At 63.5% G+C, this 16,097-nt stretch carries 14 protein-coding genes; 12 read left to right on the forward strand and 2 right to left on the reverse strand.

Annotated elements, in window-relative coordinates:
- Positions 1-45: 45 nt before the first annotated feature.
- From HPO_RS07170 to HPO_RS07185, 4 genes are all read left to right on the forward strand, one after another.
- Positions 46-2,613, forward strand: coding sequence for a TonB-dependent receptor (locus HPO_RS07170; RefSeq protein ID WP_035596335.1), 2,568 nt, complete (start codon positions 46-48; stop codon positions 2,611-2,613).
- A gap of 23 nt (positions 2,614-2,636) precedes the next feature.
- Positions 2,637-4,073, forward strand: coding sequence for an MFS transporter (locus HPO_RS07175; RefSeq protein ID WP_035596339.1), 1,437 nt, complete (start codon positions 2,637-2,639; stop codon positions 4,071-4,073).
- Positions 4,074-4,136: 63 nt separating this feature from the next.
- A complete protein-coding gene (locus HPO_RS07180; protein ID WP_035596341.1) occupies positions 4,137-4,826 on the forward strand; it encodes a TetR/AcrR family transcriptional regulator in 690 nt (229 codons plus the stop codon).
- Between the two features lie 120 nt (positions 4,827-4,946).
- Entirely contained in the window at positions 4,947-5,714 is a 768-nt protein-coding gene (locus tag HPO_RS07185) for an IclR family transcriptional regulator (RefSeq protein WP_035596343.1), read from the forward strand.
- A gap of 8 nt (positions 5,715-5,722) precedes the next feature.
- On the opposite strand, the gene HPO_RS07190 is transcribed toward HPO_RS07185, so the two are convergent.
- Positions 5,723-6,052 carry an L-rhamnose mutarotase gene (locus HPO_RS07190; protein ID WP_035596633.1) on the reverse strand — a complete coding sequence of 110 codons (330 nt, stop codon included), beginning with the start codon at positions 6,050-6,052 and terminating at the stop codon, positions 5,723-5,725.
- Positions 6,053-6,312: 260 nt separating this feature from the next.
- On the opposite strand from HPO_RS07190, the gene HPO_RS07195 reads away from it, so the two are divergent.
- From HPO_RS07195 to HPO_RS07220, 6 genes are all read left to right on the forward strand, one after another.
- Positions 6,313-7,617 (forward strand): enolase C-terminal domain-like protein, encoded by a 1,305-nt coding sequence (locus HPO_RS07195; RefSeq protein ID WP_035596345.1) that lies wholly within the window; start codon positions 6,313-6,315, stop codon positions 7,615-7,617.
- On the forward strand, positions 7,614-8,606 hold the full coding sequence (locus tag HPO_RS07200; RefSeq protein ID WP_035596348.1) for an aldo/keto reductase: 993 nt from the start codon (positions 7,614-7,616) through the stop codon (positions 8,604-8,606). Before HPO_RS07195 ends, HPO_RS07200 begins: the two co-directional genes overlap by 4 nt.
- Positions 8,606-9,445 (forward strand): amidohydrolase family protein, encoded by an 840-nt coding sequence (locus tag HPO_RS07205; protein ID WP_035596635.1) that lies wholly within the window; start codon positions 8,606-8,608, stop codon positions 9,443-9,445. Before HPO_RS07200 ends, HPO_RS07205 begins: the two co-directional genes overlap by 1 nt.
- A 1-nt stretch (position 9,446) precedes the next feature.
- Positions 9,447-10,184 (forward strand): SDR family oxidoreductase, encoded by a 738-nt coding sequence (locus HPO_RS07210; protein WP_035596351.1) that lies wholly within the window; start codon positions 9,447-9,449, stop codon positions 10,182-10,184.
- Between the two features lie 11 nt (positions 10,185-10,195).
- Positions 10,196-11,038 (forward strand): fumarylacetoacetate hydrolase family protein, encoded by an 843-nt coding sequence (locus tag HPO_RS07215; protein WP_035596354.1) that lies wholly within the window; start codon positions 10,196-10,198, stop codon positions 11,036-11,038.
- 113 nt (positions 11,039-11,151) lie between these two features.
- Positions 11,152-11,751, forward strand: coding sequence for an MlaC/ttg2D family ABC transporter substrate-binding protein (locus tag HPO_RS07220; protein ID WP_051612401.1), 600 nt, complete (start codon positions 11,152-11,154; stop codon positions 11,749-11,751).
- Here HPO_RS07220 and HPO_RS07225 read toward each other — a convergent pair.
- On the reverse strand, positions 11,740-13,920 hold the full coding sequence (locus tag HPO_RS07225; protein ID WP_051612402.1) for a S9 family peptidase: 2,181 nt from the start codon (positions 13,918-13,920) through the stop codon (positions 11,740-11,742). The two genes, HPO_RS07220 and HPO_RS07225, sit on opposite strands and share 12 nt — an antisense overlap.
- Positions 13,921-14,169: 249 nt before the next feature.
- On the opposite strand from HPO_RS07225, the gene plsY reads away from it, so the two are divergent.
- A complete protein-coding gene (gene plsY / locus HPO_RS07230; RefSeq protein ID WP_035596357.1) occupies positions 14,170-14,793 on the forward strand; it encodes a glycerol-3-phosphate 1-O-acyltransferase PlsY in 624 nt (207 codons plus the stop codon).
- Positions 14,790-15,905, forward strand: a complete 1,116-nt coding sequence (dprA, locus tag HPO_RS07235) for a DNA-processing protein DprA (RefSeq protein WP_035596359.1) — start codon at positions 14,790-14,792, stop codon at positions 15,903-15,905. The genes plsY and dprA overlap by 4 nt, the downstream gene beginning before the upstream one ends.
- The last annotated feature ends 192 nt before the right edge of the window (positions 15,906-16,097 follow it).

The raw sequence follows: 16,097 nt of genomic DNA on the forward strand, positions 1-16,097 counted from the left end.
GGCCACGGCTGACTCAAAAACAGGATGATTGGGAGGAATACGACAATGAAGAGACCATCTTTGTGGGCAGCCGCAAGCGCGCTGGCCATTGTTGCCACGGGCCAGGCCATCGCCCAGGAAGACACCGACTCCAGCGAAGTGAAGCGTCTGGAACAGGTCACCGTCACCGCCGTAAAGCGTGAGCAGAGCCTCAATGATGTGCCTGTCTCCGTGACCGCCTTTACCGAAGAGACGCGCCAGGAACTCGCCCTAGACAGCCTGGCAGACTTTGCCCGCTTCACGCCCAGCCTTGCCTTCTCATCAGGCGACGACCGCGTGTTCATCCGCGGCGTGGGCCGCCAGACCAACACCAACGGCTCCGATCCCGGCGTGGCGACCTACGCCGATGGCATCTATGATTCCTCCACCAGCGCCGTCGGCAAGAGTGACTTCTTCGTCGAGCGAGTCGAGATCCTGCGCGGCCCGCAGGGCACGCTCTATGGCCGTAACTCCATCGGCGGGGCCATCAACGTCATCTCCAAACGGCCGACAGAGACTTTCACCGCCGAAGCCCGCGCCGGTATCGCCAACTACCAGACCTATGAAATCGAAGCGGCCATTTCCGGCCCGCTGACCGACAAGGTCCGCGCCAAGCTTGGCGGCTCGTTCCGCGATCAGAAAGACGGCTATTACAAGAACGTTGCCGGCGGCCCCAGCGAGGGCGGCGCGAATGAAACAACGTATGCGGAGTTCCAGCTGGACATGGACCCGGCAGAAGGTTTCTCCTTGTGGCTCAAGGCGGATTATCTCGACGCCTCGCTGCGCAATCGCAGCACCAACCTCGCCTCGCCCTATGATCCCTTCCCCTTCCCGCCGGGCTATCTGACGCCGGGCAACGCCTTCGGCTATTACATGCCGGGCCTCACCCAGGCCGGATCCGCCACCACCAATCCGGGCGTGGATGACATCCGCAAGTTCAACGCGAACACGCCAACCCAGTCCAATGTTGATGGCAATTACGGCTTTGCCGCCATCGCCACCTGGAGCCTGCCGACCGTCGATATCAAATATCTCGGCGGCTACCGCATCTTCGACTACAATTCGAACCGTGATGACGACAACACAGACGTCATCTCCTACACCTACCCACTGGACCCGGCGAACATTGCCGCCGGTGAACTCTTCACCGGCGGGCCGAACTGCGCCTGGCTGATCGAGAATATCGGCCCGATCTGCGCCCCGGCGACGATCTATCCCTCCCGCACCTTCGGCTATATCGAAGACCGCGCCTATTCCAGCCATGAGCTGACTGTTCAGTCCACGACCGATTCGGACCTGTGGTGGATTTTGGGCGCCTATGCCTATTATGAAGATGCTCATCAGGAATCGCACTTCGGCAACGCCGCCCAGCCGCAGATGCTCGCCCCGTTTGGCGCCGCGCCCAATCCCAGCGGCGATTATGTCACCGCGATCTCCGATCTGAATACCAAATCCTACGCCGTGTTCGGTCAGGCGGACTATGCGGTTACTGACACGATCACACTTACCGGCGGTTTGCGCTATTCTCAGGACGAGAAATATGGCTCCGAACAGCTGCGCGTGCTGGGCTATGGCATCATTCCGGGTATTTCGCTCGGCGGTTCTGGGGCCCTGGCGCCGGTGATCGACCTGACGGCGGCAACGGTGTCCTATGCCGACGCCCCCGGCGTTGCCAGCGCGGTGGAGATTGATCCGGCCACGGGCCTTGCCCGCCGCCGCCTCGCTGCTGACTGGAACGCGCTGTCTGGCGTGGCTGGCATCCAATGGCAACCGGATGCGAGCACGAACTATTACGCCCGCTACAGCCGTGGTTACAAATCCGGCGGCTTCAATGCCGGCGGCATCAGCCAGTTTCCGCTGACCGATAAGGAAACCCTTGACGCCTACGAAGTGGGCATGAAGAAATCCATCGGTGACCAGCTGCAGCTGAACGCCAGCTACTTCTACTATGCCTATGACGGCCTTCAGGCGCCGCTGGATGTGGTGGAAAATGGTGTGCGGCTCACGCGCTTCTTCAATATTGAAGATTCGCGCGCCCAGGGCGTCGAACTCGAAGCCATGTGGACGCCTACGGACCAACTGCGGATCCTTGCGAGCTATGCCTATAACGACTCCGAAGTGCGCAGCGCCTGCTGCTTCATTGATGTCGTGGACCCACTTGGCCTGCAACCCGACGCGCAGCCTGTCGGCCCGATCGATGCCAATGGCAACCAGCCCCAGGATCTCAAAGGCCAGATGCTGCCGCGCACCATCCCCAACAAGCTGGGCCTCAATGTCAGCTATGACATCCCGCTTGGAGCAAATGGCGATCTGACGGTATCGGGCAACTATTCCTGGCAGGACGCCACCTATCACGGCGTCTTCAACCGTCCGTATTCGGAGACTGAAGCCTTCGATCAGGTGGACCTCATCGGCGTCTGGAAAAGCCCGGCAGACCGTTACCGCGTCGTTGGCTACGTCAAGAATGTGTTCGACGAACAGGGCTATGACGGGGCAACCGGCACGCTGACGGCGATCCCCGCTGGCGGCTCGGCCACCACGCTTTACCTCACCCCGCCGCGCACCTATGGCGTCCAGCTGCAAGTGCGCTTCTGATCCGGCGGCCGGGGGAGTAGTCGATGGCTGAAAAGGCTGGAAAACTGCCCTGGTCGACGAAACTCGTCTACGGCGTTGGAACCATAGCGTTCGGTATCAAGGACCATGGTTTCAACGCCCTCCTGATGATCTACTATAACCAGGTGATGGGCCTCCCGGCCGCCTGGGTTGGCGCCGCGATCATGATGGCCATGGTCGTGGACGCCATTCTCGATCCCGTGGTCGGGCAATGGTCTGACAGCCTGCGGAGCAAATGGGGCCGGCGGCATCCCTTCATGTATGCGTCCGTGCTGCCCGTGGGGGTCTTCTACCTGCTCCTCTGGTTTCCTCCCGCAGAAGCCTCCCACACCGTTCTCTTTACCTATCTGCTGATCATGACCACGATCACGCGGACCTTTATCGGTATCTATGAAATTCCGTCCACGGCGCTCCTGGCCGAGTTCACCCAGAACTATCATGAGCGCACGGAACTCGTTTCCTACAGGTATTTCTTCGGCGTCGCCGGGGGCATCCTGATGGGCATTTTCGTATTCACCGCCATTTTCTCGCCCGAAGCTGCTTCGGCCGGCGGCCTGCTCGATCGCTCCGGCTATCACACCTATGCCTGGATCGCCGCGCCCCTGATGGCCACCGCCATCTTCGCGTCGAGCCTTGGCACGCACAGCCGGATATCGAGCCTGATCAACCCGCCGCCCCCCATGCGCCAGCCTTTCCTGCAAACCATAAGGGAGATGGTTGCGACGCTGTTCCACCGCGTCAATGCGCCCATATTCATCGGCAGCATCTTCGGCTCCATGGCCGGCGGCCTGAACGCGGCGCTCACCATCTACATGCAGACCTATTTCTGGGAACTGACGAGCGACCAGATCGCCGTGCTCACCTCGGCTGGCCTGCTCGGCGTCATTCTCGCTCTGGTGATTGCGCTTCCTCTGTCCAGATCGTTCGGCAAGAAATGGACCACGCTGGCGCTGTTCGCCGTCACGCTGACCGGTATCGTGGTTCCCGTTCTGCTAAGGCTGGGCGGTCTGTTCCCGGAGAATGGAAACCCCGCCCTGCTGCCGTCGCTGTTTGTATTCCAGGCGGTGGTGGCCATGTCGGTGGTGGCCGCCGCCATCCTGACGGCCTCAATGATCGCCGATGCAACCGACCAGATTCAGCTGACAACCGGCCGGCAATCCGAAGGCCTGCTCTTCTCGGCCGCCACCTTCATCGGAAAGACCGTGTCGGGAATGGGCGTCCTGGTCTCCGGCCTGCTGCTGACGCTTGTAGGCTTCCCGAATGACGCTAAACCGGGCGCCGTAGACCTCTCGACGGTGAATGATCTGGCACTGGCACTGACAGTGGCAACCTTCCTCTTCACCTCGGCGGCGCTCGTCATCATGAGCTTTTATCCTGTTTCAAAGCAGGATCATGAAAGAGCTGTTGAAACACTGGCGCGCAAAAGGGCCGAACAACTTTGACGCCCCGGCGTTCCATCCTAGAATACCCCATAGACCACCCTGATCCTGGACAAGAGACTTTCAATGGCCAAAACTCCGAAAACCGAAAAGCCGGAGCCCGTCCAGGGGGACGGATCGGCAACGGCGGCGGAGATCAAGTATCCACGGCGCACAGAACGGCGCCGGCGCACCCGCGAGAAAATTCTCAACGTCGCGTTCGAACAGTTCAGCAAGACCGGCTTTGCCGCCACTACGATGCAGACCATCGCAGACGCGGCCGACATTCACGTCACCACGCTGTTCATGCATTTCAATTCCAAGAATGACCTCGCCAGCAGCCTCGCTGCGCAAGGTGTCGACACGCTGCGAGAGCGGGCCTGGGCCGCGCGCGACAGCAAGGGCTTTTTCGAATTCTACCGCGAGGAAGCCCTCGCTTATGCCGCCATCCGCCGCAGCGCCCAGCAGTCCGACGCCGCTCTCTGGAACAATCTGCGCCATGATCGGGAACTGGCTTTCGCCTGGACTCAGTACGAACACGGACAAAAAGATGTCTACGCGGAATACATCGCCGCAGACTTCAAACTGGATCGCGCCTCCGGCTATCTTGCCGATCTCGTTGCGGCCCTGTTGGTGGAATGCCTGATCCTGCCGCATGAAAGATGGGCCACCGCCCCCGGCAAACGCAAGCTCGCCGAGGAAATCGAACTGGCCGTGGACCTGGCTGAAAAGTCCGCCCGCCAGATGCTGGCCGCCAACAGCGCGACCAGCGCCTGACCCCGTCCCAAGCCACGCCTCCGCTTTTTCCGCGAAATTTGCCCCAGTCACCAGTGGATATTTTTACCGTTCCGGTTCATATATAAAACAGCCTGAGCAATCTGAGGATCCCGGCAATCGATGACGGAAGCGCCCTACAAAGCCCCCGCCCTGGAAAAAGGCCTCGATATTCTCGAATGCCTGGCCAGCCTGCGCACGCCGCAATCCATCTCGGATATCGCCCGCAATCTCGGCCGCTCCCGCAGCGAGATTTACCGGATGGTCGTGGTGCTCGAGATGCGCGGCTATGTGGAGCGCACGGACGACCCGGAAAAGCTGCAGCTCTCCAACCGGCTGTTCGAAGTCGGCATGCGTTCCCCGCCCAAGATGGACCTGCACGAGGCCGCTCTGCCGGAAATGTCGGCCCTTGCTTCGCGCATGATGCAGTCGATCCAGCTCGCCGTAGTCAGCTCCGATCAGATCGTCGTCATTGCACGGACGGAAAGTCCCGATGATGTCGGCTTCAGCGTTCGCCTCGGCCATCGCCGCTCGATCATGAAATCAGCCTCTGGCCTAGTCCTCTTCGCCTTCGCTTCGCCCGCCCATGAAGCCAAGATGGTGGAAGACCTGAAAGCCGCCGGCGCCAGCGCGGACGAGCTTGAAACGCTCTATGAACAGATCAAAGACGTGCGCGCGAAGGGCTTTGTCTGCATGCCTTCCCGCATGGTCGATGGCGTGACGGATATTGGCGCGCCCATTTTCGATGCCACCAGTCGCGGCGCCGTCGCCAGCCTCACCGTTCCTTTCGTGGTCACCCGCCGCGCCCGCGTCTCGCTGGAAGAAGCGCCCCATCTGGTGGCCGAAGCCGCGGCGCGCATCTCTGCGGCGCTGGGCCACGCGCCCCGCTAAGGCTGCCCTCAATCGTGATGGAACACTTCCTCCATCGGCGCCCACCATTCGCCCGGCGCCGCTGAGGCAAGCGGGCCCTGGCAGGGGTCGGTCAGCGCCCACCAGCGCTGGGTCTCCGGATCATCCGCCATCGCCTTCATGTCGGCCTCGTAGTCGCTGCCATGGTATTCAAACATGCCCACCAGCAGATTCTCCGGTTCGCGCAGAAAGATGCTGTAATTGCGGATATTGCACGCCGTAATCTGCCGCAGGATCGCGGGCCAGGCATTGGCGTGCAGCTCCTTGTATTCCGCCATCTTTTCCGGCTTCAGCTGGATCATCATCGCCTTACGCTGCATCGTTTCCTCCCGCGCTACTGTCATCAGGGTGCCACTTCGCGCCCCCTGACGCGAGGTCATTTCAAGTTCATATACAAACATCCCGCTTGCATATGAAACACTCTTTACCTAACAATCGCCGCAGAGGCCACCCGCCAAGAGGCGGCCGCTAAGAAAGATCCAGGGAGGAAAACATGACGCCCCACTCCGGCCTTGCGGCCCCATTCCCCTCCCACCGGCTGACCATGCCGCTTACCCCCTGACACATTGGAACCTTCGGCATGATTGAAAGCATTGAGGCCCGCGACATTCGCTTCCCCACGTCACGGGAAAGCCATGGCTCTGACGCCATGAATCCGGACCCGGACTATTCCTGCGCCTATGCCACGCTGAAAATGCGCGGCGGCGATCCGGATGGAAACGGCCTCACCTTCACCATCGGCCGGGGCACGGATCTCTGCGTCGCCGCCATCCATGGCCTCGGTAAACATCTCATTGGCCGCAGCCTGGACGAGTTCGAGGCAGACCTTGGCCTGGCCTCCCGCCTCCTGCTCAATGACAGCCAGTATCGCTGGCTCGGCCCGGAAAAGGGCGTGGTCCATCTCGCCGCCGCCGCCCTCAACAATGCCGTCTGGGACGCGCTGGCAAAGCGCGCGGGCAAGCCGCTTTGGCGCTATGTGGCCGATCTTTCGCCGGAGCAGCTCGTCTCCGCCATCGACTTCCGCCACATTGCAGACTTCCTCAGCAAGGAAGAAGCCCTCGCCCGTTTGACGGCGCAGGCCCCCGGCAAGGCCGCCCGCATCGAGCGCCTGCTCAGCGAAGGCTACCCCGCCTACACAACCTCCGCCGGTTGGATTGGCTATACGGATGATCAGATCGTCAGCCTCCTGAAAAATGCGTATGCCGAAGGCTGGCGCCATTTCAAGATCAAGGTGGGCGGTGATCTCGCCACCGATGTGCGCCGCTGCGCCCTCTTCCGCGAAACCCTCGGCAAGGATGTGAAGCTCAGCGTCGACGCCAACCAGGTCTGGAACATCGATCAGGCCGTCGCCGCCATCAAGGCTATCGCCCCTTACGACATCTACTGGGTGGAGGAACCCACCAGCCCGGATGATGTGCTCGGCCACAAGGAAATCGCCCGCCAGGTCGCCCCCATCCAACTCGCCACCGGCGAACACGCCCATAACAAGGTGATGTTCAAACAATTCCTGCAGGCGGAGGCCATCGGCTTCTGCCAGATTGATTCCTGCCGCCTGGCCGGCGTCAATGAGGTGATCGCCGTGATGCTGATGGCCGACAAAGCCGGCATCCCCGTCTGCCCCCATGCGGGCGGCGTTGGCCTCTGCGAATATGTGCAGCACCTGTCGATGATCGATTATATCTGCATTTCCGGCACCATGGAGGGCCGCGTCATCGAACACGCCGCCCACCTGCACCAGCATTTCCGCAACCCCATAGAAATCCGCGACGGGCGCTATCTTGCGCCGCTCGCGCCGGGCTATTCGGTGGATCTCTGGCCCCAGAGCATGGCCGATCATGAATTCCCGAATGGCAAGGTCTGGGCGGAGGATCCCGTCGCTGGATGACCCCTGCGCCTGCCCCCTTCTCCCTGCCGGATTTCGGCCTCGGCGCAGCGGGGCTCGGAAATCTGTACACGGCTGTTTCGGATGCTGACGCCAGCCGCACCCTGGCAGCCGCGCAGGCGGCAGGCCTCACCTATATCGACACCGCCCCCTTCTATGGCCACGGCCTCAGCGAGCAGCGCGTCGGCGCCCATCGCTGGGCCGAAGACGCCCGGCCATCCCTCTCCACCAAGGTCGGCCGCCGGCTGGAGCCCGCCAACGGGCGCCCCATTCCGGACAATGGCTTTGCCACTCCGGCGCCCTTTGTTCCCGTCTTCGATTATTCCGCTCACGGCATCCGCGCGGCCTTTGAAGGCAGTCAGGCCCGCCTCGGCGTGGCTTCGGTTGATGCCTTGCTCCTGCATGATATTGGCGAGATGACCCACGGCGCGGCCCATCCGCAAATTCTGGCTCAGGCGATGGAAGAAGCCCTTCCGGAAATGGCCGCGATGAAATGGGAAGGGCTCACCCGCGCCATCGGCCTCGGCGTCAATGAAATCAATGTCTGCCGCGATGTTCTGGACCATTTCGATCTGGACGTGCTGCTGCTCGCCGGGCGTTACACGCTTCTGGAGCACACCGCCTCCCTCGGCTTCCTCGATGAATGCCACCGCGCGGACATAAAAGTCATCATCGGCGGCGCTTTCAATTCCGGCCTTCTCGCCGCCGCGCCGGGTGACGCGCTCCACTATAATTACGCCGCCGCGCCCGGCTGGGCTGTCGAGCGAGCCAACACGTTGCGAAACGTATGCGAGGCATTCGGCGCGTCCCTTCCGGCGGCCGCGCTGCACTTCTGCAAGGCGCATCCGGCAGTCATCTCCGTCATCCCCGGCGCGCAATCCGCCCGGCAGGTAAACGAAATCGCCGGCTGGATCGCGGAAGAGATCAATCCCGATCTCTGGACCGCGCTGAAAGACAGAGGCCTCATCGCTGCAGAGGCGCCAGTGCCATGATCGAACGGATCGACAGCCATATGCATGTCTGGCGTCTCGCGCGCGGTGACTATGACTGGATGACGCCTGACCTCGGCGCGATCTATCGCGACTTCGAAATTGACGATGCCTGGCCCGCAGCCCGCGCCGCCGGCGTCTCCTCCGTCATCCTCGTCCAGGCCGCCGCCACCGCCGCGGAAACAGACTATCTTCTCTCCCTCGCTGAAGCCGACGCGAGAGTGGCCGGTGTGGTGGGCTGGGTGGATTTCGAAGCGGCAGGCGCCGTCGCCGAAATCGCCCGCCGCGCAGCCGATCCCCGCATGCTGGGCCTGCGCCCCATGATCGCAGACCTTCCGGACCCGGAATGGATTCTCCGCCCCGCCTTCTCACCCCTTCTGGAAGCGATGGCCGGCCACGGCCTCGTCTTTGATGGCCATGCCCGCGCCGATCTCATCCCCGTGATGACACGTCTCGCAGACCGCCACCCTGCCCTGCAGATCGTCCTCAACCATGGCGGAAAACCCCAGATCGCCACCGGCAATCTCGCCGCCTGGCGCGCAGATCTCGCCGCCCTCGCCCAGCGCCCCAACGTCGCCTGCAAACTCTCCGGCCTGCTCACCGAAGCGGGCGTCCGCACAAGTGATGACGCTCTCGGAGAGATCGCCGCCCACATCCGAGACTGTTTCGGGCCGTCCCGCGTAATGTGGGGCAGCGACTGGCCAGTCCTCAATCACGCCGGCGACTATGCCGGCTGGGCCACCCAGAGCGCGCGGCTGATAAATCGTTTCTTCCCGGAACATCAACGCGCCGTCTGGGCGGGCAATGCCCGGCGCATCTATCTCAATCGATCAGGAGCATAATATGGGCCGTCTGGCAGGCAAAAAAGCGCTGATTACCGCTGCGGGCGCTGGCATTGGCCGCGCCTGCGCAGAGGCATTCGCGCGCGAAGGCGCTCACGTCATCGCGACCGACATTAATGCCGATGCCCTCTCTGAGCTGAAGGATTCTGCCAACATCGACACGCAGATCCTCGATGTAACCGACCCCGCCGCCATCGCCCGCCTCCTTGCGGCGCATCGCGATCTGGGAATTCTCTTCAACGTTGCCGGCTGGGTCCATCACGGTACCATCGAGCAGTGCGAGCGGGCCGACTGGGACCGATCCCTCCAGATCAACCTCACCTCCATGTATGAAACCTGCCGCGCCGCCCTGCCGAACATGCTGGCCCGTGGCGGCGGCGTCATCCTGAACATGTCCTCTGTCGCCTCCAGCGTTACAGGGGCCCCCAATCGCTTCGCCTATGGCGCCACCAAAGCCGGCGTGATCGGCCTCACCAAGGCCATCGCCGCTGACTATGCCGGGCGCAACATCCGCTGCAACGCTATCTGTCCGGGCACGGTCGATACGCCCTCCCTGCAGGGCCGCATGTCGGCGCAGGGCGATTATGACACAGCCCGCCAGATGTTCATCGCCCGCCAGCCCATGGGCCGCCTCGGCACAGCGGAAGAAATTGCCCATCTGGCCGTCTATCTCGCCTCCGATGAGGCTTCCTTCACCACAGGCGCCATCCATGTCGTGGATGGCGGCTGGACCAATTAGGAGCTGATGAGATGAAACTCTTGAGAGTCGGCCCCGCAGGGCGCGAAAAACCGGCAATCCTGGATGCCGATGGCCACATCCGCGATGTCAGTTCCCTGATAGATGACTGGGATGGCCCCGCTTTGGCCGATGCGGTTCTGGATCAGCTGAGGAAAATTGATCTTGCCTCCCTGCCCATTCTCCCGGCCGCCAGCCGCGTGGGCCCCTGCGTGGCCGGCGTCGGAAAATTCATCTGTATCGGGCTGAATTATGCCGATCACGCCGCCGAAACCGGCGCGGCCGTCCCGGCAGAGCCCGTCGTCTTCTTCAAGGCCACCAGCGCCATCTGCGGTCCGAATGACAATCTGGAAATCCCCCGCCGCTCCGAAAAGACGGACTGGGAAGTCGAACTCGGCATCGTCATCGGTAAACAGACGAAATATGTCCGCGACGAAGATGCGCTCGATCATATCGCCGGCTATTGCATTATCCATGATGTCTCCGAACGCGCCTTTCAGCTGGAAGGGACTGGCCAATGGGTCAAAGGCAAAAGCGCCGACACGTTCGGCCCCATCGGCCCTTGGCTCGTCACGCGCGATGAGGTGGCCGATCCCCACGCCCTCTCCATGTGGCTCGACGTAAACGGGGAAGCCATGCAGCGCGGCTCCACCTCCACGATGATTTTCAGCGTGCCTCATATCGTCAGCTATCTCTCGCAATTCATGAGCCTGCAGCCTGGCGACGTGATCTCCACGGGCACACCGCCCGGCGTCGGCCTCTCGCGTACCCCGCCGCGCTATCTCCGCTCCGGAGACGTGGTTACCCTTGGAATACAAGGCCTTGGCGACCAGAAACAGCTCTGCATTGATGCCTGAAAGACACACACTCTAGCCCCTCCCTCAGCGGGGGCGGGAACCGATACCCACAGCCGGGCGTTCATCAGCGAAGTCAAAATCCCTCCGGATGCGACAAACCGATGGAGCCCCACATGCAAGTCCTGAAGTCTCTCCCAGCTCTCAAGACGCGCCACGCCCTTACCGGCCTTGCGCTTTCCCTTGCCCTCCTGGCCCAGCCCGCCGCTGCCTCCGGCGCCACCCCCGAAGCTGTCGTGGAAACCGCTGTGGACCGCACCCTGTCGGCGCTGCAGGATTCGCATATCTCCGATCAGGAGGCGGATGAAATTCTCAAAGTGATCGATGTCGAACGCGTTGCGCAGTTCACCATGGGCCGCCACTGGCGCGGAATGGATGAGGCCACGCAGGCAGACTTCATGACTGCCTTCCGCTCCTTCGCCCGGGTTCAGTTGCGGGAATACCTCGCGGATTTCTCCGAAGCCGAAGTTGAAATCCTGCGGACCGTCGAGCGCAAGCCCGGTGACGCCATCGTCACCACAAAGGTCAGCGGCGTCGACAACAAGGAACATATGGTCAGCTGGCGCGTGAACGATAACAACGGCTGGAAAGTCACCGATATCGAAGCCATGGGCCTCTGGTTCGCCATCGAACAGCGCGCCCAGTTCCAGGCCATGCTGGATAACAATGGCGGCGATGTGAGTCAGCTGATCGAAGAGATCGGCTCAGCCACCTAACCCGCCGCTGACCGCCACTTCCGCGAACGCCCAGTAAAGCGACATCTCGCGGAACTCCGCCTCGCGCCCGCCGCTGGATTGATGCCCCGCCTCGGCATCCAGAACCAGTATGGCGGGCGCGTTGCCGGTGGAGGTATGACGCACCTCCGCCACCAGCTTTGCCGCCTCCCAATAGCCCACCCGGTCATCCTTGAGCCCGGATGTACACAGCAGGGGCGGATAAGCCGTGGCCTGAACATTTTCGTAAGGCGAGATCGAGAACATGTAATCATACGCCACCGGATCGGCCAGCGGGTCGCCCCAGTCCGGCCGGAACAGCGGCACCAGCGGATGGTCGGCGTCGCTCATCGTGTTCAGCATGTCCACAAACGGCACCTGTGCGATCACGCCCGCCCACATATCCGGCGCCTCATTCATGGCCCCAGCCACCAGAAGTCCGCCCGCTGACAGGCCATAGGCCACCACCGCGCCCCTGCGCGTCACGCCCAGATCGCAGAGATGCTCCGCGCACGCTACAAAATCGATAAAGCTGTTGCGCTTGCTGAGGCGGCGCCCGTCGAGAAACCATTGCCGCCCCCGCTCCGATCCGCCGCGCACATGCGCGATGGCATAGGTCCATCCCCGGTCAACCAGCGTGAGCGCGGGCACGGAAAATTCCGGCTCGCTGGAAATGCCATAAGCGCCATACCCGTAAAGCAGGCAGGGCGGGGCGCCATCGCGCGGCGTGCCCCTGCGGCTCAGCAGTGTTACCGGCACCTGCGCCCCGTCCGGCGCGGCGGCAAAGATCCGCTCAACGACATAATCGCCGGGATCATACCCCGCCCGCCCGGCCTTCTGCACAAGGCTGAGCGCGCCCGTTGCAAGGTCCACATCCATCCATTGCACCGGCAGGCGCGGCGACTGAAACGTGATCCGGCAGCGGGCCGCCGCATAATCCTGCCCGGCGGGCACAGACACCGCATACGCCGCCTCGTCAAAGCCGATAATGTGTTCGCTTCCATCCGCCCTCAGAAGGATCAGCTGATGCAGGCCATCCTGCCGCTCAAGGCGCAGCAATCCCTTCTCGAAAGGAAACACCTCCAGGATCTGGCTGCCCGCCCGGCGCGCCACCAGCGTTTCCGGCGCCACGCCCGGCGCCAGCACCAGCAGCTTGTTGTCCAGCGCGTCCTCATCCGTCAGGACGACCAGCCGTCCGGCCCACTCGTCCACCTCATAGCGCACCTTGTCGCGGCGCGGGAATACTAGCTGCGGCGCCCCGGTCTCATCCTCCGCCGAAACCAGCCACACCTCGGACGTATCCGGCCCGGACATCGTGATCGCCACATATCCGCCTGCCGCGGTGCGTTTGATCTGCATAAAGATGGCCGGGTCAGCCTCCTCATACACCAGCTCCGCCGCGCCCCCGCCCACCGGCGTGCGGTAAACGCGCGTTGGCCGGTTGCGCGCGTCCCGCCAGATCCAGAACAGGAAGCGCGAAGACGGGCTGAACACGAGGCCGCCATAGCCATACGCATCTTCCCCCACCAGCACGCTTGTCTCCCCGGTCTGCGTATCCTTCACGCAGATCCGGTGCCGGTCATTCCCAATCACATCTTCCGCCCACGCATAATATCTGTGGTCAGGGCTCGGCTGATGCCCGGTTGTGCGGTAATAGGCGGCGCCCGCTGCCCGCTCGCCCTCGTCCAGCAACACCTCTGCTGCGCCAGGCTCCGCCAGCGGCGCACGCGTATACACGGCATGCGCGGTGCCCTCGGGATAATGGCTGGCATAGGCCCATCCCCCCAGCGGGATCACAGGCGGGGTATCATTCCCCGGAACGCGCGCCAGCATCTGCGCGGCGATTTCCGGCTGCAGTTTGCGCGCCGGCGCCAGCACAGCCTCAGCATAGGCCGCCTCCGCCTCCAGATGCGCGCGGATCATCTCGGGCAGCGTGGCCATCTCCCGCGTGCCCGTCTCGGGAATATATTTCATCCAGCGGTAATAATCATTCCGTGTGCGGCCCAGCTGCTCGATAGGAAACGGGATACGCGGCGCCACAGGCGGGGCAATGCCGCCACTGGCCGGGCTCAATCCGCTTCCCGCACCCGCGCCGCCCGCACACCCGGCCAGCGCGCTCAGCGCAATCGTCTGCAAAAGTGTGCGGCGTGAAAACCCTGCCCTGCTGGCCATGAACACTGCCTCCTCCGCTGCCTGCAAAGCGCCAGCCTACCCAGAGCCCCCGTCCCTGCAAATCCTGAAACCGGCCCAATCTCCCCTCAATCGGGCCAAGTGGGCGGCGGTCGGCGCGCGCCCGCCTCCCCCCTTCTCCTTCCCCACGACGCAGCGGAGGATACCACCGCCCAACTCACCCCCCTTGCCCCATTCCCCCCGCCCCCCTAAACCTTGCCGTCAACAGGGACGGGCGAGGAACCAGCACACATGCCGGAATGGGCAATCTACGCAGTCGCGGCGGTGGCGGGGTATCTCGCCGGGTCGATCCCGTTTGGTCTTGTGCTCGTGAAGGCCGCCGGCCTCGGAGACATCCGGGAGATCGGCTCCAAAAGCATCGGCGCCACCAATGTGCTACGCACCGGCCGCAAGGATCTGGCCCTCGCCACCGTCCTGCTCGACAGCCTGAAGGCCGGCCTCGTGGCCCTCGCCTTCACGCTGATTGCGGGCCGGGAGGCAGGCATGGTGGCGGGCGCGGCCGCCTTCCTGGGCCATTGCTATCCCATCTGGCTGAAGTTCAAGGGCGGCAAGGGCGTGGCGACCTATGCCGGCCTCCTCCTCTTCATCACACCGCTGCATGGCCTGGTCGTGGGGGCGCCGGTCTGGCTCGGCATGTTTGCCCTCACGCGCATCTCGTCCCTCTCCGCACTCACCGCCGCGGTCGCGGTTCCTCCGGGGGCGTATCTTCTGGGCGAGCGCAGCCCGGTCATCCTCGGCGGCCTTGCCGCCCTCTCCGTCCTCGTCTTCTGGACGCACCGCGCCAATATCGGCCGCCTGCTGGCGGGCACTGAGCCGCGCTTTGGCGCCAAGAAGAAAGACGCTGCCGAGGGATGACGCTGCCGCGTTCCCTCACGGATGCAGAGCGGGTTGACTGGCTGCGCCTCGCGCGAACCCAGAATGTCGGCCCCGTCACCTTCGCCCAGCTGATCGCGCGCTATGGCGATGCTGGCCGCGCCCTTTCCGCCCTGCCCGAAATCGCCGCCCGCGCCGTGCGCGGCAAATCCGTCGCCATTCCGCCTGCGGACCTTATCCGCCGCGAGATCGACGCCGCCACAAAATACGGCGCCCGCATTGTGGCCAGTTGCGAGCCGGACTTTCCCGCGCTCCTGCGCGCGCTTGATCCCCCGCCCCCCGCGCTCACCCTCCTGGGCAATGCCGCCCTCGCCGCCCAGCCCACCTGCGCCATCGTCGGCGCGCGCAATGCCTCTGCCGCTGGCCGCAAGATCGCGCGGGATATGGCGGCCACCCTCGGCAAGGCAGGCTACACCATCGTCTCCGGCCTCGCCCTCGGCATTGACGGGGAGGCCCACGCCGCCAGCCTCTCCACAGGCACCATCGCCGTGCTCGGCGGCGGCATCGATCACGTCTACCCGCCCCAGCATGACCGGCTCTATGCCGAAATCGCGCAGCAGGGCCTCATCCTCTCCGAAATGCCCTTCGGCCACCGCGCCAAGGCGCAGGATTTTCCCCGCCGCAACCGCATCATCACGGGCCTTGCGCGCGGCACGGTGGTGGTGGAAGCGGCCGAACGCTCCGGCTCGCTCATCTCCGCCCGCGTGGCGAATGAACAGGGCCGGGAGGTGATGGCCGTGCCCGGCTGCCCGCTGGATCCGCGTGCGGCGGGCACGAACAACCTTATCCGCAATGGCGCCGCCCTCGTGCGTCATGCCGGTGATGTGCTCGAAGTGCTGAGCAGCCTCCCCCTGCTGCAGGTCTCCGCGCCCCCGGCCGATTTCTATGATCCCGTCCATGGCGGCGGCGATCCGATCCCCCCCTCGGAAACCGCCCGCGTGCGTGAAGCGCTCAGCCCCCACGCCATGCCGCTGGACGAGATCGCCCGCGCCACGGGCATCCACGCGGCCCGCGTCGGTGCCATCCTGATGGAGCTGGAACTCGCCGGTGAGGCGATCACCTTTCCGGGCGGCTTGGCGGCGCGGGCTGTGTAATTCCTGTCCGGAAATGTCCGGAAGCGGCCGGATAAGCCCGGAAATATGCCCGTTGCGGCCGCCTTTGCCCCTGCTAGGCATTGATTTGTCAGGAAATCGTCAGGGTTGGCTGTGGCCTGACAACACTGTAATGGCCCGAATGCACATCCCGGCAATTGGATGGCTGGACGCCCCCGCGGTTCCTCTCTAAGC

The organism is Hyphomonas polymorpha PS728, from assembly GCF_000685315.1.
GTDB lineage: Bacteria > Pseudomonadota > Alphaproteobacteria > Caulobacterales > Hyphomonadaceae > Hyphomonas > Hyphomonas polymorpha.